We start from the raw sequence: 22,575 nt of genomic DNA, 5'->3' as shown, positions 1-22,575 counted from the left end.
TCCAGCTATCAAGTCCATAGGGGATCGACGGCTCGACGCGGTTTTGACTGTAAAGGCTTTTGTGGCGAGGGAGCTTGCTCCCGCTGGGCCGGGAAGCAGCCCCAAGCTGCATCCTGATTTTTCAGGAACATCGCATTCGCCGGTTTTGCGATTGCTGCGCAATCGAGCGGGAGCAAGCTCCCTCGCCGCAAGGATGCTTGTGCTGCTGCGGGAGTTGGGCCGCGATCAGCTATAGTGCCGCGCGGGTTTTGTTATGGAGACATCCCATTGCGTATCGTTTTTCTATTCTCGGCCTGGCTGTTGAGTTTTGGTGCCCTGGCGGCGCCCGGCGATGTGGCAACGCTTGATCGCAGCACCTGGCCTGAACAGCTCGGCAATCCGACCCTGTTCGACGTGGCGTCGAGGGCCGAAATCCTCATGTTCGCCCGTGTCCTGCTGGCCAGCGAAACCCTGGATGAGCCAAGCCTGGCCCAGCGCCTGGGCCTGCGCACGATCAATATGGATTCGGTCAACCACTTGCGCCAGCGCCTGTGGCAGCGCTTGCTGAGCAATTACAACTTCGCCCAGCGCAGCTGCGATCAGGATGCGTCGTTCTGTTTCCTGGTCGAGGACATGCAGACCCTGCGCGAGGAGGCCGGCAAGTTTCAGCTCAGCGAAGACAGCTACTACACAAAGTGGGCCGAGCCGAGCCGGCTGTTCCACGCCCAATACCTCGACGAGCAGTTGCGCAAGGCTGCACTGTTCCCGCAAACCAGCAGCGAAATCGATCGTTTTGGCGACTATGAACGCAACGGCGACGAGATGAACGACCGCCTGTTTCTGCTGACCTTCGACAGCGCCGCGAACGTGGCACCGGACAACACGGCCTGGGCCACCGAGTACCTGCGCAAGTCGAACATGAGTGGCACGTTCTTCGTCCTCGGCAAGGACGTTCAGGCCCGTCTGGCAGAACGTTCGGTGGCCAGCCTGCAATCGACGTATTCAACCCAGTGCATCGGCGTCCAGGGTTGGGAGTTCCGTTCCCATAGCCATTGGCAAGACTGGCAGGATTCGGTGCGGCGCACTGTAGAACTGGTGAAAACGAAGCTGCCGGAAAACTACGTACCGCTGTTTCGCCCGCCCGATGGCCAGCGCCGCGCGGATGCCGAAGGCTTCTTCAAGGCTCAGGGCTTGCAGGTGGCGCTGTGGGACATCGATGCCCAGGATGGCGCCGGCAAACTCAAGGGCAATCAGAGCGCGCAACGGGTGCTGACCCTGATGCTGCTGTGGCGGCACGGGGTGATCAATTTCAATGTGAAACAGGATGCGGTGAAGACGGCACTGCCTTGGTTGATCACGCAAACGGCGCAGAGCGGGATTGGCTGGGAAGACTGTCAGGATGGTTTTCGCTGAAACGCTAAAACCCCGTAATCATTGGGGGAGGGGCGATTTCAGGAGGGATTTCGATGCAGGCGGACTTCCGACTTTAACGGGGTGATGGCCATCCGCCAAGTGCTATTGGTCACTCTGAAAAATAAACTTCGAAAAAGCGTCAAAGTACTTTTTTCTGTCACAGGTTTTGGAGTATTACGAAGACAGACCGCCGAAACCTGCAACACAGGTGGCGTCTCCCAAGACCCCAGTTTGTGTGCAGTTCACTTGAGTCCCAGCAGGTGAGTTCGGTAGTCACTTCGAGGCGCAGCACTGTCATGGTATTGCGTCGAATGGCTCCCACAAAGGTGACCGAGTATGGATGATCACGGACGTAGTTCTTCCTCCAACCAGCCAATCCTTTATGTACTCGATACCAACGTATTGATTCACGATCCAAACGCGCTGCTCAACTTCGAAGAACACCACGTTGCCATCCCGATGACCGTGCTTGAGGAGCTCGACAAGCTCAAGAGCGGGCATCACAGCGTGGCTGCGGAATGCCGTCAGGCGATTCGCCTGATCGACAAGACACTGGGCGATGCCAGCCCCGAAGACGTTGAGCTGGGCGTGCCGATCCAGCGTGGCAAAAGTGGGCCCAAGGGTTTGCTGTCAATTCTGATGAGCAAACGCGCCGAACCAAACATCATTCTTCCGGAACACCTGAACGACAACATCATCATCAATCAGTTGATTGACCTGCACGCGCGCTCCCCGAAGCTGCCCGTGGTGCTGGTCACCAAAGACATCAACATGCGCCTCAAGGCCCGCGCGTGCGGGATCGCGGCCGAGGACTACAGCACCGACCAACTGGTTGACGACGTTTCGCTGCTGCCAAACGGCTATCACACGATGGCCGGGTCCTTCTGGGATCTGGTGAAGAATGTCGAAACCCGCCAGGACCACGGCCGCACCTGGCACCAGGTCAAGATGATCGACAACTTGCCAGCGGTGCACATCAACGAGTTCATCATCGACGAACAGGGCTTTGTCGGCTGGATCAAGGAGATCGACGAGGACAAGCTGCTGATTCTCGACCTGCATCAGGAACCCCTGTTGCACCAGGAAGCCTGGGGGCTGAAACCGCGTGACATCTATCAGAGCCTGGCGCTGTACGCCTTGCTTGATCCGGACATTCACCTGGTCAACCTGACGGGCGCAGCCGGTTCGGGTAAAACCATCCTGGCCCTGGCGGCGGCCATCGAGCAGACCATGGTCAGCAAGCGCTACCGCCGGATCATTGCGACCCGCAGCGTGCAGGGTCTGGACCAGGAAATCGGATTCCTGCCCGGCACCGAAGCCGAGAAAATGGAACCGTGGCTGGGCGCTATCACCGACAACCTCGAAGCCTTGCACATGGATGACGAAAATACCCATGGCAGCGTCGATTACATCCTCAGCAAAGTGCCGTTGCAGTTCAAATCCCTCAACTACATCCGGGGTCGCAGCTTCCAGCAGAGCCTGATTCTGATCGATGAATGCCAGAACCTCACGCCGCACCAGATGAAAACCATCATTACCCGTGCCGGCGCCGGTTCCAAAGTGGTGTGCCTGGGCAACCTGGCGCAGATCGACACCCCTTACCTGTCCGCGACCAGTTCCGGGCTGACGTACCTGACCGAACGCTTCAAGGATTTCCCGAACGGCGTCCACATCACCCTGCAAGGGGTGCCACGTTCGATTCTGGCTGAATACGCGGAATCGCATTTGTAACCCGCCAACACAAAACCGGGCAGTCTTCACAGGCTGCCCGGTTTTTTATGCCCGACACCTAACCCCTGTAGGAGCGAGCCTGCTCCGGGCGGCGTTCCGACGATGGACGTCAAAGATAACGCGTACTGTCTGAATGACCGCGTTGTCCTTTCGTTTTTCGCGAGCAGGCTCGCTCCTACAGGGGAATTGTGTGAACCGATAATCGTGCGTGCGAAAAATTGACCCGCAGGTTTACAATCGGGGCTCCTGATCAGGAGTAACCCTGTGCTGACTCATCTCGATTCCCAAGGTCGCGCCAACATGGTCGACGTCACCGAAAAAGCCGTGACGTTCCGTGAAGCGACTGCCCAAGCGCTGGTGCGCATGCTGCCCGAGACCCTGCAGATGATTGTCAGTGGTGGTCATCCCAAGGGTGATGTGTTCGCCGTGGCGCGGATCGCCGGCATTCAGGCGGCAAAGAAAACCAGCGATCTGATCCCGCTGTGCCATCCGCTGATGCTCACCGGCGTCAAGGTCGAACTCAGTGCCGAAGGGGACGACGCGGTGCGCATCGTTGCCCGTTGCAAGTTGTCCGGTCAGACCGGCGTCGAAATGGAAGCGCTGACCGCTGCCAGTGTCGCGGCGCTGACGATCTATGACATGTGCAAGGCCGTGGATCGCGGCATGACCATCGAAAGCGTGCGGCTGCTGGAGAAAATCGGTGGCAAGAGCGGCCATTTCCAGGCGGATCAGCCATGAACGTCACCGTGAGATTTTTTGCCCGTTACCGCGAAGCGCTGGGCGTGGACTCGGTGAAGGTCGAAGGCGACTTTGCCACCGTCGACGACGTTCGTGCACTGCTGGCCCGGCGTGATGGCGCCGATGTGCTGAGCGAGCAGAACCTGATGTGCGCCCGCAACGAAGACCTTTGCCAGCTCGACGAGCCGGTGAGCGATGGCGATGAAGTGGCGTTTTTTCCGACCGTGACCGGGGGCTGAACATGGCGATTCGCGTGCAGTCCACGGCGTTCGATCCGGGCGCTGAAGTCAATGCCATGCACGCGGCCAATGTCGGCGTCGGTGCGGTGGTGAGTTTTGTCGGCTACGTGCGCGACTTCAATGACGGGCTCGATGTGGCCGGGATGTTCCTTGAACACTATCCGGGCATGACTGAAAAGGCCCTCGGCAAGATTGCCGTCGAGGCTGAACAACGCTGGCCGCTGCTCAAACTGGAAGTGCTGCACCGCATCGGGGCCCTGGAGCCGGGCGAGCCGATCGTCTTCGTCGGTGCCGCCAGCGCCCACCGCCAGGCGGCGTTCGATGCGTGTGCGTTTGTCATGGACTACCTGAAAACCCGTGCGCCGTTCTGGAAGAAAGAGAACACCCGTGATGGCGCGCGCTGGGTTGAAGGGCGTGACAGCGACCATGCGGCGGCGGATCGCTGGAAGCAGTAATTTCTTCATTGGCCTCTGGCACGTCATCGCCGGCAAGCCGGTCTCGCTCCCACAGTTGATTTGCGTGAACGCAAATCCTGGGTACGCCTCCGCTCCCCTGTGGGAGTGAGCCTGCTCGCGATAGCGTCATCCGCAACACCCAATATCCTCCTGACCCACCTCCCGACCATCGGCCAGCACAACTGCGCCCGCCCAATTGACGACCAATACATAAAAGTCCAGTATGGAATTATAAGTACAAAAAAGGCGTTCCCCGTTCCAGCTCTTTCTTCTGTCTTGCCAAACCAACAACAACCCGCGAGAGAACGAACATGAAGAAACTCCCCCTCATCACCGGTATGGCACTGAGTCTGTTGGCGTGCAGCAGCCTGTTCGCCGCCGAGAAAACCCTGCGCATCGGGATCGAAGCGGCTTACCCACCGTTTGCCTCCAAAACCGACCAAGGTGAAATCGTTGGGTTCGACTACGACATCGGCAATGCCCTCTGCGCGCAGATGAAGGTCAAGTGCGTCTGGGTCGAAGGTGAGTTCGACGGCCTGATTCCTTCCCTTAAAGTGAAGAAAATCGACATGGCGCTGTCGTCCATGACCATCAACGAAGACCGCAAGAAGTCGGTGGATTTCACCCACAAGTACTACTTCACGTCATCGCGCCTGGTCATGAAGGACGGCGCCGTCGTGGATGACCAGTACGCCAGCCTCAAGGGCAAGACGGTCGGCGTGCAGCGCGCCACCACCACCGACCGCTACGCCACCGAGGTGTTTGAGCCCAAGGGCATCAACGTCAAGCGCTACGGCAACAACGAAGAGATCTATATGGACCTGGCCGCCGGCCGCCTCGACGCCATCTTCGCCGACACCATTCCGCTCAATGACTTCCTGTCGATGCCGCGCGGCAAGGGCTACGCGTTTGTCGGCCCGGAACTCAAGGACCCGAAATACGTGGGCGAGGGCGCCGGGATTGCCGTTCGCAAGGGCAACACCGAACTGGTTTCCGAACTGAACACCGCCATCGACGGCATTCGCGCCAATGGCGAATACCAGAAGATCTCGGACAAGTACTTCAAGTCCGATATCTACGGCGACTGATTAGCTGCATTCCCACATTGAACTGCGTTCAATTGTAGGAGCGAGCTTGCTCGCGATGGTCGTCAACGATAACGCGGGCTGTCTGAGTGAAAGGCGTCGCCCAGGCGCTTTTCGTCGGAACGCCGCCCGGAGCAAGCTCGCTCCTACAGTGGGGCTATAGAGCGTTACCCGTTAATCGCTGCTTAACCGGCCTGTCGTTTATTCCCCCGATCTCTCCATGCGCTCCGGGCTCTCCAAGCCCGGGGCCAGCGTGTAGACTTCGGGGCAATCGATATCTGGAAGGGAAACGCGATGAGCGAGGAAACAATGCGGTTGGGACGTGAACGGCGCTATCTGGTGTTGCTGGGCATCATCTGCCTGGCCCTGATCGGCGGCGCGTTGTACATGCAAGTCGTTCTGGAAGAGGCACCGTGCCCGCTGTGCATCCTGCAACGCTATGCGTTGCTGCTGATTGCGATTTTTGCCTTCATCGGCGCGGCCATGCGCACCCGTCGCAGCATTACGGTGTTTGAAACCCTGGTGGTGATCAGCGCCCTGGGCGGCGTTGCGGTCGCCGGCCATCACGTGTTCACCCAGTTCTACCCTTCGGTCAGTTGCGGCATCGATGTGCTGCAACCGATTGTCGACGGTTTGCCGCTGGCGAAGATCTTCCCGCTGGGCTTCCAGGTCGACGGCTTCTGCTCTACGCCGTATCCGCCGATCCTCGGCTTGTCCCTGGCGCAGTGGGCGTTGCTCGCGTTTGTGCTGGTCGTGGTGCTGGTGCCGCTGCTCATTTCGCGTAACCGCAAAGCCCTGCGCTGAGGCTGTCTGCCACACCGTAGCACTTCAAATAAAACGCCCCGGTCCTCGTTGAGAGGGCCGGGGCGTTGTGCATTTCAGAGGCCAGGTTAAAAGTCCGTGATACGCGGCAGTCAGGGGTGCGACACGTGTGCGACATGTTGTCACAGCAAGAGTGTCGCAACGCATTTCGGTAACACGTATTGGTAAAGAACGGCGCAACGAAATTGGCCTTTTTGGGCAACCTGGCACGCGAGCCTGCCAAAACCGAAACAGGCAGTTTTAACAGGCCCTGGCGAATGGCCGGAGCCCTTGTCAGATAGGGGCTGGCGCCGGGTCGGAGGAGGGCGTTGCGCCTTCGATACTGTCTGAACTGCGTTTGGTAGACCTACTTATTTTGGTGTTTTTGTTGAGAATTAATTTCGATAAGATGCCGCACTTTTGCGAAAACCGTTAATGATTGTTGCTGGAATGGATAAAAATTATTTCGGGATGAGACATGGTTTATGACTCGTTACATATCTACAATCGCCCGCACTGAATTCCCGGCATTGCTCACCCTGACTCAGGTGCATGAGCAGTAAACGGGTGTCGAGAAGCCAGATGGCCTCATGCGACTCCCAAGGTGTCGGTGCCTCCACTATCCGCACCAAATGGAATTGGTCTGTAACAAGGCCTTTGACCACGAATTCGAATAAGAACTTAACGCTCGCCCAGGATTTGTCGAACTGCGTCTGACGCGCGACGGGCAGCCCTTATTCAATCCAAGAAAATGCCAACCCTTGGCAGGGTGAAGTGTTGGCGATCAAAACCCAACTGCATTGCGCAAGCTGCTTTAGAGGTCGTGAGATGAGTAAAAACAGGTACCCCAGACTACTAGGCTTATTGCCCCTGATCGGCACGTTGTTGCTGTCAGGCTGCAACATGACCTTGCTCGATCCCAAGGGCCAGGTTGGCCTTGACGAGCGAAACCTGATCATCACCGCAACGCTGCTGATGCTGTTGGTCGTGGTTCCGGTCATCGTGATGACCTTCCTGTTCGCCTGGAAATACCGCGCGTCCAACACCGACGCCGTGTACACGCCGAAGTGGTCGCACTCCACCAAGATCGAAATCGCGGTGTGGGCTGTTCCTGTGCTCATCATCATTGCCCTGGGTTACGTCACTTACAAGTCGACCCACGCGCTGGATCCGTACAAGCCGCTGGAATCCGACGTCAAGCCGGTCACCATTGAAGTGGTCGCGCTGGACTGGAAGTGGCTGTTCATCTACCCGGAACAAGGCATTGCCACGGTCAACAAGATCGTGTTCCCGGCGCACACGCCGATCAACTTCAAGATCACTTCCGACTCGGTGATGAACTCGTTCTTCATCCCTGCGTTGGGCGGTCAGATCTACGCGATGGCGGGCATGCAGACCAAACTGCACCTGATCGCCAACCAGAACGCTGAAATGGACGGTATCTCCGCCAACTACAGCGGCGCGGGTTTCACCGGCATGAAGTTCAAAGCTATCGCGACCACTCAGGAAGAGTTCGACGCCTGGGTCAGCGAAGTCAAAAAGGCACCTAAACAGCTTGAAAAAGCTGAATACGAAGCCCTTGCCAAAGCAAGCCAGAACAACCCAGTCGCGCTGTACTCCTCGTTCACGCCAAACCTGTTCCAGACCATCCTCGACAAGTACGAAGGCATGAAACCGGGCAAGCCAATGCACCACGAGAAGAAAGAGCACGAAGTGGCCGCTATGGAAGGGATGGACATGAGTTCGCATTCAGCTGCCGGGGCAGAGGAGTAAACGATGTTTGGTAAATTAAGTTGGGAAGCGGTCCCGTTCCACGAACCGATTGTGATGATTACCATCTCCATGATCGCGCTCGGTGGTCTGGCGCTGTTCGCTGCAATCACCTACTTCAAGAAGTGGACCTACCTGTGGTCCGAGTGGCTGACCTCGGTCGACCACAAGAAAATCGGCGTGATGTACATCATCGTTGCCATGGTCATGCTGCTGCGCGGTTTTGCCGACGCCATCATGATGCGTACCCAGCTGGCCATGGCCACCGAGGGTTCGCCTGGCTACCTGCCGCCTGAACACTATGACCAGATCTTCACCGCCCACGGTGTGATCATGATCATCTTCATGGCGATGCCATTCTTCACCGGCCTGATGAACCTTGCAGTGCCGCTGCAGATCGGCGCGCGTGACGTTGCCTACCCGTTCCTGAACTCCCTGAGCTTCTGGCTGCTGGTGTCCGGCGTTGTGCTGATCAACCTGTCCCTGGGCGTCGGTGAATTCGCCAAGACCGGCTGGGTTGCCTATCCACCGCTGTCGGGTCTGCAATACAGCCCTGGCGTGGGGATGGACTACTACATCTGGGCGCTACAGTTATCCGGGTTGGGGACGACGCTGACGGGGGTCAACTTCCTCGCCACCGTGCTGAAAATGCGTACCCCTGGCATGAAACTGATGGACATGCCGATCTTCACCTGGACCTGCACCTGGGCCAACGTCCTGATCGTGGCTTCGTTCCCGATCCTGACCGCTACCCTGGCACTGCTGACGCTTGACCGTTACATGGATTTCCACATTTTCACCAATGAACTTGGTGGCAATCCGATGATGTACGTCAACCTGTTCTGGGCCTGGGGTCACCCCGAGGTTTACATCCTGATTCTGCCGGCGTTCGGTATCTTCTCCGAAGTCATCTCGACCTTCTCCGGCAAGCGTCTGTTCGGCCACCACTCGATGATCTACGCTTCGGGCGCGATCTCGATCCTGGGCTTCATGGTTTGGCTGCACCACTTCTTCACCATGGGTTCGGGCGCCAACGTCAACGCCTTCTTCGGCCTGGCGACGATGCTGATCTCGATCCCGACGGGGGTGAAGCTATTCAACTGGCTGTTCACCATCTACCAAGGCCGTCTGCGTTTCACCAGCCAGGTTCTCTGGACCCTGGGCTTCATGGTGACCTTCGCCATCGGCGGCATGACCGGCGTACTGCTGGCCATCCCGGGTGCTGACTTCGTGCTGCACAACAGCCTGTTCGTGATCGCTCACTTCCACAACGTGATCATCGGCGGCGCGGTATTCGGTTACATCGCAGGTTTCGGTTTCTACTTCCCGAAAGCGTTCGGCTTCAAGCTGCACGAAGGTTGGGGCAAGGCCGCATTCTGGTTCTGGATCACCGGCTTCTTCGTCGCGTTCATGCCGCTCTATGTACTGGGCTTCATGGGCATGACCCGTCGTCTGAACGCCACCACCAACCCTGAGTGGGTGCCGTACCTGTACGTGGCCCTGTTCGGCGCGGTGATGATTGCAGTCGGTATCGCCTGCCAGTTGATCCAGTTGTACGTCAGCGTGCGTGATCGCAAGCTGCCAGAAAACATGTGCGAAGCCGGCGACCCGTGGAATGCCCACACGCTGGAATGGTCGACCTCGTCGCCACCACCGTTCTACAACTTTGCCGTACTGCCAAAAGCAGAAAGCATCGACCCGTTCACCGAAGCCAAGGAAAACGGCACCGCGTACCAGGCTCCGGCCAAGTACGAGCCGATCCACATGCCAAACAACACCGCGACCGGTCTGGTCATGGGTGCTCTGTTGACCGTGTTCGGTTTCGCGATGATCTGGCACATCTGGTGGTTGGCCATCGTTGGTTTGGTTGGCACCGTGGGCTACTTCGTGATCCACGCTGCTCGTGATGACCAGGGCTATATGGTGCCGGTCGACGTGATCGAGCGCATCGAAGCAGAACAGCACAAGCGTCTGGTTGCGGCCGGGAAAGTCCCAGCTACCGCCACCCGTGTTGAAACCTCGTTGGAACAGGCTTAAACCATGTCGAACTTAGTGACCAATGCTGGACACACCCATGTCGATGAACATGGGCACGATGACCATCACCACGACTCGGGCGAGATGACCGTATTCGGTTTCTGGCTCTACCTGATGACCGACTGCATTCTGTTTGCGTCGATCTTCGCAGCGTACGCGGTACTGGTTAACAACGTAGCGGGTGGCCCGTCGGGCCACGACATCTTCGAACTGCCGTACGTACTGGGCGAAACCGCTCTGCTGCTGTTCAGTTCGATCACCTACGGCTTCGCCATGCTGGCGTTCTTCCGGGGTAACAAGAAGCAGGTCCTGGGCTGGCTGGCCTTGACCTTCATGTTCGGCGCCGGCTTCATCGGCATGGAAATCAACGAGTTCCACATGTTGATCTCCGAGGGCTTCGGTCCTAGCCGCAGCGGCTTCCTGTCCGGGTTCTTCACCCTGGTCGGCACCCACGGTCTGCACGTGACCAGCGGTCTGATCTGGATGGCGATCATGATGTATCAGGTGCAGAAAAACGGCCTGACGGCGACCAACAAGACCCGTCTGAGCTGCCTGAGCCTGTTCTGGCACTTCCTGGACGTGGTGTGGATCTGCGTATTCACCGTTGTTTATCTGATGGGGACTATGTAAATGGCTAACACTCACTCCCATGACAGCCACGACGCCAGCCACGGCAGCGTCAAGTCCTATGGCATTGGTTTCGTCCTGTCGGTCATCCTCACCCTGATCCCGTTCGGTCTGGTGATGTACCCGTCGCTGCCGAAAGCCCTGACCCTGTGGATCGTACTGGCCTTCGCAGTCATCCAGGTGCTGGTGCACCTGGTGTACTTCCTTCACCTGGACCGTTCCGCCGCGCAACGTAACAACGTGATTGCGTTTGTGTTCGCCGCGATCGTGATTGTCCTGCTGGTTGGCCTGTCGCTGTGGATCATGTTCAGCATCCACAACAACATGATGGCGCACTGAGGTAAATCCGGATGTCGTTGAAGCACTTTATCCAAATCACCAAGCCGGGGATCATTTTCGGTAACGTGCTTTCAGTGGCAGGCGGATTTTTCCTGGCCTCGAAAGGGCATGTCGATCTGGCCATCTTCCTGGCCGCCATGATCGGCACGTCCCTGGTCGTCGCCTCCGGTTGCGTGTTCAACAACTGCATCGACCGCGACATCGACCTGAAGATGGAACGCACCAAGAACCGGGTGCTGGTCCAGGGCTTGATCTCCCTGAAGCTGGCCCTGATCTATGCGACCGTCCTGGGTGTCGCCGGCGTTGCACTGTTGTACAAGGTGGCCAACCCGTTGGCCGCGTTGTTCGCGGTGATCGGTTTTGTCATCTACGTCGGTTTCTACAGCCTGTACCTCAAGCGCAAGTCGGTTCACGGCACGCTGGTGGGCAGTCTGTCGGGCGCGATGCCGCCGGTGATCGGTTACGTCGCCGTCAGCAACAGCTTCGACATGGCCGCGCTGACGTTGCTGGTGATGTTCAGCCTGTGGCAGATGCCGCATTCCTACGCCATCGCGATCTTCCGCTTCAACGATTACCTGGCCGCATCGATTCCGGTGCTGCCAGTGAAGCGCGGTATCGAAGTGGCGAAGAAGCACATCCTGCTCTACATCCTGGCGTTCCTCGTGGCGACCTTGATGCTGACCTTCAGCGGCTACGCCGGCATGAGCTACCTCGCCGTCGCCGCGGCCATGGGGATGTACTGGTTGTACATGGCCTGGACCGGCTACAAGGCAGTGGATGACACGGTCTGGGCACGCAAGCTGTTCGTGTTCTCGATCTTCACCATTACCGCGTTGAGCGTGATGATGTCCCTGGACTTCAAAGTGCCGACCGAGTTGTTGCTGACGTACGCGCCTTAAGCGTCGGATGCTGTAAAGAAAAACCCCGCCCTTTGAGAGAAGGTGCGGGGTTTTTTGTTGGATGAAAATCCATCAAAGCTTTGCGTCGTACGAAGGATTTGCTCATTTCGGAAAACGGTGCAGGGCATTTAGGAAACGTCCTAACGCCAGATCCGTGTTTGCTGGGTACGGTCCATTTCGATCACCACACTTCCTTTAATGGTAGAGGTTCGAAATGGAATTGCCGGATGTAATCACTCCCCGTATTAATACAGGCACAGCGCTGGGGCAGGCACTGGTGTCGATGTTCAAGTCGGCCGAAGCGGATTTGGTGCTTGAGAATGCAACACCGGGAGCAGTCAGAATTATCGTATTTGGTGGCTGCGCAGTTCACCTCTATACAAATCATCGTGTTTCCACGGACGTCGATGCTGAAATTTACGAGGTTAATGTTCCCGAAGGCCTTCACCTCCAAACCATGCTCGCGCAGATCCCTGAGCTATTTGTAGACGAACGATCCGGGCGAGTGATGGAGCTGAATTACGACCTGCAATACAACACAAGCTTTGGCCCCCTTCATGAGGATTACTGGGAGCGAAGCCTTCGTCTGGCAGAGTTTTCGCAAGAGTCGCCTTTACACGTTCACATTGCAGCGCCTATCGACATTGCCATCTCCAAACTGGGCAGGGCTACCGATCAGGATATCGGCGATATCATGGCGCTTCTCAGAGGCGGCTTTATTCTGGGCGCCGAACTACGCCGGCTGGCGTTGCAAGCGATTGATGTATATGTTGGCAACAAAGAGCCACCCACCTCCGTTCTTACAAATATCCTGCAAGACTATTTGGAGTAGACAGTTGACGAAGCTCCTTGTAGGCCAAGCCCTCTCATCTGCCTTGGACACACTGGTCAAAAGTCCTCTCAGTCAGGCAGATGACGCCGCGCTCGTTAGCGCGGCGAAAGCCGTTTGGTATTCAGATTCCAATCTTGAGAGAGAGGTGACAGCATTTCTGCAATGCCACAGTGACGAGCTGGAGGTGCGGCGTGCGGGCTATCTGCTCGAGCGATTCACTCGATTTGCATGCGTGTCCGATATCCGAGTATCGGAAACCCTCAATGCCCTCGAACTGTTTGCTCATTCAACTTCGAGACCACTCGAGACGTCGTCGGTTGCTGCACGGCTTCGGCTGCGTCGTGATGAACTTGCTGTTTCCTGGGGGTTGAGTGAAGGGCTTGGTCTGAAAGTTCAGACTCTGATGCCTTATCAGACACGGCACTACGAGGCAGAGCAGCGCTCGATGTTTTCCTGAACTAACCGAAATCTGAAAAGCCTCGCGCATTCAATAGAATCGCGGGGCTTTTTTATTCAATTGCAGTTGTTACCCGGAGCGTCTAGCACCTTCACCACGTCATCGATCACGGCTTTGCTCATTTCCTGCAAGAAGGATTGATGACGGTCCGTCATCTCTGTGTGTCGAGCAACCGGAAGAACCGCTCACGCACCTGAAGGTGATCGCTGTGCGCCACGTTGAAACGCAGGAAATGGCTGGCATCAGCGGCCTTGCTAAGCAACGTACCGGGCGCCAACACCAGGTCATTCTCCAATCCCTTTCTCGCCAGGGTTTCCGCGTCCAGCCCGTCGGGCAATCGCGTCCAGATAAACAACCCTTCACCTGGCAACGAAGACACCGAGCACCCGGCCTCTTCGAGCCAGCGCGCCACGCGGCTGCTCGATTCATACAACCGATCCACCGTACGCCGCGCGTGCTTGGTGTAGCTGCCGTCACTGAGCATGGTGCAGGTGATCTGCTCCGCCAGTTCCGAGGTCACGCCGCCGCAGGCCATTTTCAGGGCGACCAGCCGGGCCGCCAGTGGCGCGGACAGCACCGCGTAGCTGACGCGGCTGTTGGCGGTCAGGGTCTTGGAGAAACCGGAGATATAACTGACATTGTCCAGCCCGCTCGCGGCCAGTCTTGGCGTGCGGCGTTGTTGAATGTCGGCATACAAATCGTCTTCCAGAATGTGGAAGCCATAGCGGTGGCTCAACTCCAGCAACCGGTAAACCTGGGCCGGGGAGAATGAATGCCCGGTCGGGTTATGCAGCGTGCTGTTGGTCATGTAGAGCACAGGCTTGTGGGCGATCAACAATTGCTCGAACGCGTCCAGGTCCATGCCGTCGCAATCCCGGGCGATGGTGATGACCTTGGCCCCGTGTAACGCCAGGTTGGCGTGCATGTTGAAGTAGCACGGATCGTCGAGCAGCACCGTGTCGCCGGGCTTGATCAGCAGGCGCATCAGCAGGTCGATGGCCTGCATGGTGTTGGCGGTGGTGATGATCTGGTCCACCGGCGCTTCGATGCCGAAGGTCGACAACTTGACCCGCAATGCCTGGCGCAGCGGCAGGTAGCCGCCGGCAACGCCGTATTCGCCCATGCGCAGGCTGGTGGCGCGCAAGGTGCCGCGCACCGCCTTGAGCAATTCGTCAGCCGGCAGCCACGAGGTCGGCAGGAATCCGCAGCCGGGACGCAGGGCGCCGTTGTCCAGCAACAATGCGCGGCGGACCACGCTGAGGGTGTCTTGAGGTTGCAGATCCGGGCCAGTGCCGGTCTGGAGCGTGGTGCTGGTGCGGTGCACGTAATGCCCCGAGCCCTGGCGTGAAACCACCAGGCCCTTGGCCCGCAAGCGGTCCAGCGCGTCGACCACCGTGGATTTGCCCACGTTCATCAGGTCGGAGAGTTCGCGAATGGGCGGCAGCTTGGCCCCGTGGGGCAGCCCGCCCTGACTGATCGCAACGGACAATTGATCAACGATCTGCTGCACCAGCGGCACGCCGGGCTGGAATTCTATGGCAGCGATGACCGCACGTTGAACCTGCATTTTACTGGTCTCTCCGGCAGTAAAGTTCGTTTGATTCTATACGAACTTGCCCTGATGAAAACAAACGTCTCTCTCTACCATCGCCTTAAAGACTTTCCTGATGGTCGGCGTCTGTGGGCACGGCCATCGTTCGGTTGCTGAGGTGTGTTGCATGAGTGTTCAAACAACGGTCGCCATCGCCAAGCCGGTGATCAACATCCGCCTGTTCACGATCCGGATCATCACCGCCGTGTCGCTGTTTGCGGTACTGGGCAAGGCCAACGTCTGGCTCGACACCGCCACCAACAGCATCCTCGCCCTTGGGTATCGGGCCTTGCTGCTGTTGTTGCCGTTGACCTTGCTGGTGCTGGGTCGGCGTTCCCTGAGTGTCACGCTGCTGTGCGCTGCCCTCGGCCTGGTGCTGCTGGCAGTCACCAGCAACCAGGGCCTGGTGATGTTCGCCGCTGCCTTGTTTGCGTACGGCATCGCGATTGCCGGGTATCTGATCAAGAGCGAAGCGGCGCAGACCAAGGAAGGAGCGGCCTACAACCGCGTGGCCATGAACATGGGCAGTCTGGTAGCGGGCCTGATCCTGTTGTCGCCGCTGCTGACACCCACCCTGTTTTTCCTCGGCGCCGCCTGTTTCGTCCTGCTGTGCCTGCCCATCGCCCTGGGCGCCACGTTCACCACGCAAGCGGCTGTTCCCAGCCCGGTCACCCAGCAAGGCAGCGGCTGGCGCAACAAGCTGCCGTGGGTGATCGCCGGCATCATCATGGGCATCAAGCTCTTCGGTGTGTTCTCGATCCTGCCCCAAGCCATCCTTCTCGAAACCGGTGAGTTGCCGGCCTGGTACGGCTTGATGCTGATCCTCAACAGCGCCGTGGTGGTGTTCGCCCAGGTGCCGGTGATGAAACTGATCGAGCGCACCGGTCGATTCAAGGTGGTTGCGGTCATCGGGATCATCATTGGCGGCTTCGCGGTGCTCTCGTCACCGGCCGCGTTCCATGTCGAGACGCTGGCCGGGGCGCTGGTCTGGGTCGCATTGCTGTCCATCGCCGAGTGCGCGTTCAGCTACCTCGATTACTTCTCCGTCAAACAAAACAACATGTTCGTCAAGGAAGTCTCGCTGGGCGTGGGCGCCGGGCTGACGGTGCTGATCATGCGTGTCGCGCCGCCGCCCTACAACGCGCTGATGCTGGCTGCCATCGGTGCAGCGGGGATCCTGGCCTGGTACTGGCTCAACCGCAAATCCAACGCGTCCCTGCATGACTGAGTCATCGCGTTTGCGTTTTTTGCTTCACGGTTCGGAGGTTTCATGAACACGACGTCATGCGTAGTAGTGGTCGGGTACAACGGCAATCGGGTCCACGATATCCCGAAGCTGCGCGACCTCTGCAAGACGCTCTACAACGCCCGGTTGATCCTGCTGGTCGAGCAGATCCGGCCCGGGGACGATCAAGTCGCCGACCACGTGTGCACCACGTCATTGGCGGTTGAAGATGTAGCGGCATCCCTTGAACTGGTGGCCGGTTGCCTGAATGCCGACCGCTGGAAACTGATCGGGGTGCTGCCGTTTTCCGACCGCGGCGTGCTGCTCGGTGCTGCTCTGGCCAGCCATTACGGCCTGCCAGGCATCACGCCTGGCGAGGCGCGGGCGGGGCTGGACAAGCAAATCTTTCGCAAGCTGGAAGCTTCGGCCAGCCAGGCACCGCAGGATTACCGTGCGGTGTATTCCGCACGCATCGAGAGCCTGCCCGAATTGCGTCAGCGGGTGGTCGAGCTCGGCGGCAAAGCGTTCATCAAACCGGCCTGTGAAGGTGCGAGCCGAGGGTGCCGGGTCATCCATCACCCGTCCGAATGCGATGAAGCCTGGCAGGCGCTCAAGCCCTATCGCGAGGGCGGCATCGTCCTTGAAGAACTGATTCAGAACGCACGGGAATACAGCTGGGATTACGTGGCGGGCAGTACGTGGCTCACCGAAAAAACCACCACCGAAGGCGCCTATCGCGCAGAAATCCAGCAAGTGGTGCCCGCACCTTTGACCGCGGACGTACAAGTGCGCCTGGCGGAGGCTGGCCGACACATGTCCGGTCTGGTCTCGCTGGATAACGGCGCTTATCACAACGAAGTGTTCCTGCGCAGCGACGGCCTGACCTCGGCGGTGGAAACCAACATGCGCCCCGGCGGCATGCACATCTGGGACCTGGCCCGTCTGGCGTTTATCGATTTCGACCCATGGGAGCGCTGGGTCCGGTGGGCGGTGGAAGGCACGACCGAAACGGTCGACCCCGTCGCCCGGGGCTATTGCGGCATTCGCCTGCTCAGGGCGCCGGCGGGCGGTCTGCTGCGCGGTGCGCCAGACATCGAGGCGCTGGCCCGGTCGCTGAACATCGAGTGTGTGGAGGCCGTGTATGCCAAGCGCCTCGGTGATTCGGTCACGGCATTGGTGCAGGACAACACCTCGTTCATTGGCCACATCGTGCTGTTCAACGAGCACTACGAGCAACTTAGCAAGGACCTGCTGATTCTCGCCGAAGCCATCGAGTCACGCGTCGAGGTGACCTGTCTGGCACCTCCCGCGCGAGCGATGGGCTAAGGCGCGGTAATCAATGTTTTTTGCATTATTGATTAAGAGGATTGGTAAATGATTGAGCAAATGAGCTGCGACGAACGCTTCCTGACCCTGGCAAAGGAACTCAACTACGACATCTATGGTGAGAACACGGCGGGCGGGCATTACGTCCCCCTGATCCGGCATCATGATGAGGTGTACGTCAGTGGGCTGGTGCCGCGCATGAACGGCAAAATCCAGTACCCCGGCCGAGTCGGGAAGGAGCTCAACCTCGCCGATGCTCAAGCGGCCGCCAGCATCAGCGCGATGCGCGGGCTTTCGCTGATCGTCGATGCCATCGGCTCACTGGATAAAATAAAGTCCCTGATCCGCGTCACGGTGTACGTGAGGTGCACGGAGGACTTTGTCGATCTCAGCGACGTGGCCAACGGTGCTTCGGACGTGTTCAGTCATGTATTGGGAGATGCCGGTAAACATACACGGACAACCGTCGGTGTTTATCAACTTCCAAAAAATGCTGCAGTGGAAGTGGACATGATCGTGGCGTTGCGCCCTTCAGCGTTATAAATACAATCGCTCGGCTTTACAGTGTCGGATCGTTAACATAAGGTTCGGCGCTACAGTAAGCAGGAAAAGACGGGGCGTGCGTATGAGTAACTTCCAGGGTGCATTGTTTTCATATAAAGATTTTCGCAAAAGTTTGCACCATCAACACGTCAGTCCACGTGTGTGGAAAGGCGCTGAACTAACGCAAGCGCGTAAAAACCTGGAACACAGCGATGTCGATACCGTCGCCCTGGCTCACGACACATCTGTCGAGGGCTGCGAAGTGACCCCGGGAATGGCCATCGCCATGCAATGGTTGAACCCGGGCGTTGTGCTCAAGGGACATGCCCATTCATGGTGGCACCTGTTCGTCATTCAGTCCGGCAGCGGCGCGCTGACGTTGGGCGATGCTGATGAAGTATCGGTCAGCCCGGGCGACGTACTGCTGGTGCCGGCCTGGACCAAACACGGGTTCGTCAACACCGGCACCGTCGAGCCCCTGGCGATGTTGAACATGAGCAACATGCCGCAAGTGGCGCTGCTCTCCAATTTTGCCGACAGCCATGGGCTGATTACCCGCCCGGCGTAATCCTCCCGTTTCACACGAGGGAGTCAGTGTTCACTGGCTCCCTTTTTCATTTCTGCCAAGCCCCCTCCAGCCTGCCTGCGGCATTTTCTGTATTCGTCGAAACAGGCATTTTCTGTATCTATTCAGTCATCGACCAACTAACTACGATCACTTCCAATGCCTGTTAATCAGCGCAGTTAATGAAAGGGAGTGGTCTATGGAAAGCACGAAATTTAAACTCTATGTCGGTGCGGATTTTGTCAGTGCCTTTGCGATGTCGGCTTTTGTGGGGTTGAAGGAAAAGCAACTTTCGTTTGATCTGGTTAAGGTTGATTTAAAAAGCCGTGATAACTATTTAAAGCCTTATCAAGATCTGTCGCTAACGTGCAAAATTCCCACGTTAGTTCATAAACAGTTCGCCTTGTCGGAATCTTCGGCCATTGCCGAATACCTGGACGAACTCGCGCCGGGTCACAAAAAACTGTTGCCCCTGGACATCAAGCAACGCGCCCGCGCTCGCCAACTCCAGGCTTGGCTGCGCAGCGATTTGCTGGTCATTCGCAAGGAGCGTCCGGCAGACCTCGTCTACTTCGGCAAAAAGAACAACCCGCTGTCCGACGAAGCCCTGGCGGCCGTCGACCGGTTGTTTTACGTCGCCGATCGCCTGCTGGAGGGCGGCGCGGAGCACCTGTTTGGCGACTGGAGCATTGCCGACACCGACCTGGCCATCATGCTCAACCGACTGGTCGCCAATGGCGATGAAGTCCCGGCGCGCCTCGCCGCCTATGTGCACCGGCAATGGGATCGCGACAGCGTTCGGGCGTGGATGGACATCGAGCGCACAGCGCCGGCCATTCAGTGACAACCGCCAGGACATGATCAGGAGCGCTGCCATGCAGGGAATGTCGGAGCAGGAAAGATACAAACCCTATAACTCACGCACGATTCGCGACACGCCGTACTGGCAGAAGCTGACGCCAGCGTTGCAGGAAGCCATGACGGTCGTGGCGCGGGTCATGCCGTTTCGCACGAATGAATACGTACTCGGAACGCTCATCGACTGGAGCAACATCCCGGACGATCCGATTTTTCGCATGACCTTTCCGCACAAGGACATGCTGTTGCCGGACGAGTACGCGCAGCTCAAGCAATTGATCGCACAGGACGACGCCGTTGCCATCAAGCGGCGGATCGAGGCGATCTGGCTGCGCATGAACCCACATCCGGCCGGGCAATTGACGCATAACAGCGTCAGCCTGGACGGAAAAGTCCTGCAGGGCATTCAGCACAAGTACCGCGAGACCGTGCTGTTTTTCCCCGGCGCCGGCCAGACCTGTCACGCCTACTGCACGTTCTGTTTCCGCTGGGCGCAGTTCATCGGTGAGGAAGAACTCAAGTTCAATGCCCGGGAATCCCAGGAGCTGGTGAGTTACTTGCGGGTTCATCCCGAAGTGACCGATGTGCTGATCACCGGCGGCGACCCGATGATCATGAACACACGCTCGCTGGCCGGGTACATCGAGCCGCTGCTGGAACTGCCTCACCTGAACAGCATCCGCATCGGCACCAAATCCGTGGCGTATTGGCCGCAGCGATTTGTCAGCGACAAGGATGCGCCCGAGTTGCTTGACCTGTTCAAGCGGATCGTCGCCGCCGGGAAAAACCTCTCGATCATGGGCCACTACAACCACCCGGTGGAACTCCGCCAGGACATCGCCCGCCAGGCTGTCGAACGCATCCGGTCGACCGGCGCGACCCTGCGCATGCAGGCGCCGGTGATTCGGCACATCAACGAAAACCCGGCCGACTGGGCGGCGCTCTGGACCGAAGGCGTGCGACTGGGCGCGGTGCCGTATTACATGTTTGTCGAACGCGATACCGGGCCGAGCCATTACTTCGCGATGCCGCTGGCTCGCGCGTTCGAGATCTTCCAGGCGGCGTACCGAACGGTGTCCGGGCTGGCGCGAACCGTTCGCGGGCCGTCCATGAGCACCTTCTACGGCAAGGTGTTGATCAACGGCATCGAGACCGTCGCGGGGGAAAAAGTCTTCGTGCTGCAGTTTCTCCAGGCGCGCAATCCTCAGTGGGTACTGCGCACCTTCTATGCGCGGTTCGACCCGCAAGCGACCTGGTTCGATGAGTTGCGGCCGGCGTTTGGCGAGCGGCGGTTTTTCTTTCAGAACGATCCGTTGGCGGCGCCCGAATTGATACCGGTCCTGCTGGAAACGGCGTAGGACGATTCACAGGAGATTGAAAGATGAGCGGTATTCCGTTTGATCAGCGAGAAGGCTTTATCTGGCTCGACGGCGAGTTCGTCGAGTGGTCCCAGGCACGGTTGCACGTGCTGACCCACGGCCTGCATTACGCGAGCACGGTGTATGAAGGGGAGCGCGTCTACAACAGCAAGATTTTCAAACTGCGCGAACACAGCGAGCGGTTGTATCGCTCGGCGGCGCTGATGGATTTCGCCATCCCCTATGCGCTGGCCGAACTGGAAGCGGCCAGCCATGAACTGCTGCAACGCAACCAGGTGGTCGACGGCTACCTGCGGCCAGTTGCGTGGCGCGGCAGCGACATGATTTCCACCTCGGCCCGTTTCAACCGCGTTCATGTGGCCATCGCCTGCTGGCAATGGCCGAGCTATTTCGACCCGGCGGCGCGCATGGCCGGCATCCGCTTGAAGACTGCCGAGTGGCGCCGTCCGCCACCGAGCAGCAGCCCGTTTGAAGCCAAGGCGTCCGGGCATTACCAGATCGCCACGCTGAGCAAGCACGACGCTGAAAACAACGGATACCACGACGCGCTGATGCTCGACTGGCGTGGCCATGTGGCCGAAGCCACCAGCGCCAATGTGTTCTTCGTCAAAGGCCGGACGCTGCACACGCCGTTGCCCGATTGCTTCCTCAATGGCATCACCCGCCAGACCGTCATCGAACTGGCCAAGGCGCTGGATTACCAAGTCATCGAGCGAACCCTACTGCCTGCGGAGCTGGGCGACTTCGAGGAATGTTTTCTGACGGGCACCGCCGCCGAAATCACCCCCGTGCAGAGCATCGACGAGCAGCGCTATCAACCGGGCGCCGCCTGTCGCGACTTCATTGCCGCTTACACCTCAACCGTTAACGCCTGATAAACAGCCAGGAATATCACCATGTCAGATCAAGGGATTGTTGCGTCTACACCGTTCGTTTCGCTGGGCCATCGCCATGAAGAACTGTCGTCCCGTGGCTGGGCGGTACTGACCCCGGAAGAATTGGCCGAGGATGTCGTAGGAACATTGCACGCGTTTGGGCAGATCATTCCGCAATTCAACGGGCAAATGGCCTTCGCCATCACCCGCAAGCCCGGGTACGAAGACCTGCCGTATTCCCAGAGCATGAACGGCATCGGCCCGCACACTGAAGCGCCGGTCTACGGGCCGCCGCCGCGTTATCTGGCGCTGCATTGTCATCAACAGGCGACGTGCGGTGGCGGGCACACCGGGTTGGTCGACGGGATCGAGTTTCTCGCATTCCTGGAACGGACCGAACCCGAGTTACGGGAATGGATCGACGAAACCCCCGTAGAATTCGTCGCCACCGCCAAACCCGGTGAAGCCGCGCAACGTCGGGTCAAGGAGTACATCCTGACGCCGACCGAGGACGGGGACATTTTCCGCTTCAGCTACAACCAGTTTCATTACGGCGACGTGAATCCGTCGAAGGAAAATCTGCTGCAATCGCTGGTCGCCAATAGCGCCTCGCCGCTGGCCCGGTTTGCAATCCTCGGTGAGGAATACTTCGTGCGGCACAACACGCCGGTGCTGATTCCCGACGGTTGCCTGCTGATTTGGGACAACTGGCGAATGATTCACGCTCGCAGCCGATACACTGACCCGGCGCGCAACCTGACCCGCTATTGGCTGGCCTGATTTTTCCGTCGCCCACAATTCAATCGGCGTA

At 58.5% G+C, this 22,575-nt stretch carries 23 protein-coding genes and 1 pseudogene; 22 read left to right on the top strand and 2 right to left on the bottom strand.

From position 1 onward, the window contains the following. The first annotated feature begins 267 nt into the window (after window positions 1-267). From EJA72_RS05695 to EJA72_RS05630, 14 genes are all read left to right on the top strand, one after another. Window positions 268-1,392 (top strand): polysaccharide deacetylase family protein, encoded by a 1,125-nt coding sequence (locus EJA72_RS05695; protein ID WP_157710530.1) that lies wholly within the window; start codon window positions 268-270, stop codon window positions 1,390-1,392. Between the two features lie 336 nt (window positions 1,393-1,728). After that, window positions 1,729-3,123: a PhoH family protein gene (locus tag EJA72_RS05690; protein WP_157710529.1), complete on the top strand. Its 1,395-nt coding sequence runs from the start codon at window positions 1,729-1,731 to the stop codon at window positions 3,121-3,123. A gap of 264 nt (window positions 3,124-3,387) precedes the next feature. Next, complete coding sequence (gene moaC / locus EJA72_RS05685; RefSeq protein WP_178129077.1) at window positions 3,388-3,861, top strand: cyclic pyranopterin monophosphate synthase MoaC; 474 nt, start codon at window positions 3,388-3,390, stop codon at window positions 3,859-3,861. Beyond that, window positions 3,858-4,100, top strand: a complete 243-nt coding sequence (gene moaD / locus EJA72_RS05680) for a molybdopterin converting factor subunit 1 (protein WP_157710528.1) — start codon at window positions 3,858-3,860, stop codon at window positions 4,098-4,100. The genes moaC and moaD overlap by 4 nt, the downstream gene beginning before the upstream one ends. Before the next feature lie 2 nt (window positions 4,101-4,102). Further along, entirely contained in the window at window positions 4,103-4,555 is a 453-nt protein-coding gene (gene moaE, locus EJA72_RS05675; protein WP_157710527.1) for a molybdopterin synthase catalytic subunit MoaE, read from the top strand. Window positions 4,556-4,866: 311 nt separating this feature from the next. After that, on the top strand, window positions 4,867-5,643 hold the full coding sequence (locus tag EJA72_RS05670) for an ABC transporter substrate-binding protein (RefSeq protein ID WP_157710526.1): 777 nt from the start codon (window positions 4,867-4,869) through the stop codon (window positions 5,641-5,643). A 291-nt stretch (window positions 5,644-5,934) separates the two neighbouring features. Next, window positions 5,935-6,444 carry a disulfide bond formation protein B gene (locus EJA72_RS05665; protein ID WP_157710525.1) on the top strand — a complete coding sequence of 170 codons (510 nt, stop codon included), beginning with the start codon at window positions 5,935-5,937 and terminating at the stop codon, window positions 6,442-6,444. An 825-nt stretch (window positions 6,445-7,269) separates the two neighbouring features. Then, window positions 7,270-8,214: a ubiquinol oxidase subunit II gene (gene cyoA / locus EJA72_RS05660; RefSeq protein ID WP_157710524.1), complete on the top strand. Its 945-nt coding sequence runs from the start codon at window positions 7,270-7,272 to the stop codon at window positions 8,212-8,214. A 3-nt stretch (window positions 8,215-8,217) separates the two neighbouring features. Next, window positions 8,218-10,248, top strand: coding sequence for a cytochrome o ubiquinol oxidase subunit I (gene cyoB, locus EJA72_RS05655; RefSeq protein WP_157710523.1), 2,031 nt, complete (start codon window positions 8,218-8,220; stop codon window positions 10,246-10,248). Between the two features lie 3 nt (window positions 10,249-10,251). Next, window positions 10,252-10,878: a cytochrome o ubiquinol oxidase subunit III gene (locus EJA72_RS05650; protein ID WP_157710522.1), complete on the top strand. Its 627-nt coding sequence runs from the start codon at window positions 10,252-10,254 to the stop codon at window positions 10,876-10,878. Further along, window positions 10,879-11,214: a cytochrome o ubiquinol oxidase subunit IV gene (gene cyoD, locus EJA72_RS05645; protein ID WP_157710521.1), complete on the top strand. Its 336-nt coding sequence runs from the start codon at window positions 10,879-10,881 to the stop codon at window positions 11,212-11,214. Between the two features lie 11 nt (window positions 11,215-11,225). Then, the gene (cyoE, locus tag EJA72_RS05640; protein ID WP_157710520.1) at window positions 11,226-12,113 is read left to right on the top strand and encodes a heme o synthase; all 888 of its coding nucleotides are present in this window, start codon (window positions 11,226-11,228) and stop codon (window positions 12,111-12,113) included. A gap of 214 nt (window positions 12,114-12,327) precedes the next feature. Further along, entirely contained in the window at window positions 12,328-12,945 is a 618-nt protein-coding gene (locus EJA72_RS05635; RefSeq protein ID WP_178129074.1) for a DUF6036 family nucleotidyltransferase, read from the top strand. Between the two features lie 4 nt (window positions 12,946-12,949). Next, on the top strand, window positions 12,950-13,402 hold the full coding sequence (locus EJA72_RS05630) for a hypothetical protein (RefSeq protein WP_157710519.1): 453 nt from the start codon (window positions 12,950-12,952) through the stop codon (window positions 13,400-13,402). Window positions 13,403-13,458: 56 nt separating this feature from the next. Here EJA72_RS05630 and EJA72_RS05625 read toward each other — a convergent pair. Continuing rightward, window positions 13,459-13,554, bottom strand: a pseudogene (locus EJA72_RS05625) (DUF3077 domain-containing protein); the annotation flags it as partial. Then, a complete protein-coding gene (locus tag EJA72_RS05620) occupies window positions 13,554-14,969 on the bottom strand; it encodes a PLP-dependent aminotransferase family protein (RefSeq protein WP_157710517.1) in 1,416 nt (471 codons plus the stop codon). The pseudogene EJA72_RS05625 and the gene EJA72_RS05620, both read right to left, overlap by 1 nt. 151 nt (window positions 14,970-15,120) lie before the next feature. Here EJA72_RS05620 and EJA72_RS05615 point away from each other — a divergent pair, with 151 nt between their 5' ends. The 8 genes from EJA72_RS05615 (at window position 15,121) to EJA72_RS05580 (ending at window position 22,544) form a co-directional block, all read left to right on the top strand. Beyond that, window positions 15,121-16,221 (top strand): hypothetical protein, encoded by a 1,101-nt coding sequence (locus EJA72_RS05615; RefSeq protein WP_157710516.1) that lies wholly within the window; start codon window positions 15,121-15,123, stop codon window positions 16,219-16,221. A gap of 42 nt (window positions 16,222-16,263) precedes the next feature. Beyond that, window positions 16,264-17,544 carry an acetyl-CoA carboxylase biotin carboxylase subunit family protein gene (locus tag EJA72_RS05610; protein ID WP_157710515.1) on the top strand — a complete coding sequence of 427 codons (1,281 nt, stop codon included), beginning with the start codon at window positions 16,264-16,266 and terminating at the stop codon, window positions 17,542-17,544. Between the two features lie 48 nt (window positions 17,545-17,592). Beyond that, window positions 17,593-18,087, top strand: a complete 495-nt coding sequence (locus tag EJA72_RS05605; protein ID WP_157710514.1) for a RidA family protein — start codon at window positions 17,593-17,595, stop codon at window positions 18,085-18,087. An 82-nt stretch (window positions 18,088-18,169) separates the two neighbouring features. Further along, window positions 18,170-18,655: a cupin domain-containing protein gene (locus tag EJA72_RS05600; RefSeq protein ID WP_157710513.1), complete on the top strand. Its 486-nt coding sequence runs from the start codon at window positions 18,170-18,172 to the stop codon at window positions 18,653-18,655. A 196-nt stretch (window positions 18,656-18,851) separates the two neighbouring features. Beyond that, window positions 18,852-19,496 (top strand): glutathione transferase, encoded by a 645-nt coding sequence (gene yfcF, locus EJA72_RS05595; protein WP_157710512.1) that lies wholly within the window; start codon window positions 18,852-18,854, stop codon window positions 19,494-19,496. Window positions 19,497-19,527: 31 nt separating this feature from the next. Then, a complete protein-coding gene (locus EJA72_RS05590; protein WP_157710511.1) occupies window positions 19,528-20,868 on the top strand; it encodes a KamA family radical SAM protein in 1,341 nt (446 codons plus the stop codon). A gap of 23 nt (window positions 20,869-20,891) precedes the next feature. Continuing rightward, window positions 20,892-21,764, top strand: a complete 873-nt coding sequence (locus tag EJA72_RS05585; protein ID WP_157710510.1) for a branched-chain amino acid aminotransferase — start codon at window positions 20,892-20,894, stop codon at window positions 21,762-21,764. Between the two features lie 21 nt (window positions 21,765-21,785). Then, window positions 21,786-22,544, top strand: coding sequence for a TauD/TfdA family dioxygenase (locus EJA72_RS05580; RefSeq protein WP_157710509.1), 759 nt, complete (start codon window positions 21,786-21,788; stop codon window positions 22,542-22,544). Window positions 22,545-22,575: the final 31 nt, after the last annotated feature.

Origin of the sequence: Pseudomonas sp. PB120 (assembly GCF_009761815.1) — a bacterium.
Classification (GTDB): domain Bacteria; phylum Pseudomonadota; class Gammaproteobacteria; order Pseudomonadales; family Pseudomonadaceae; genus Aquipseudomonas.
This window is presented reverse-complemented; position numbering and strand designations above follow the sequence as displayed.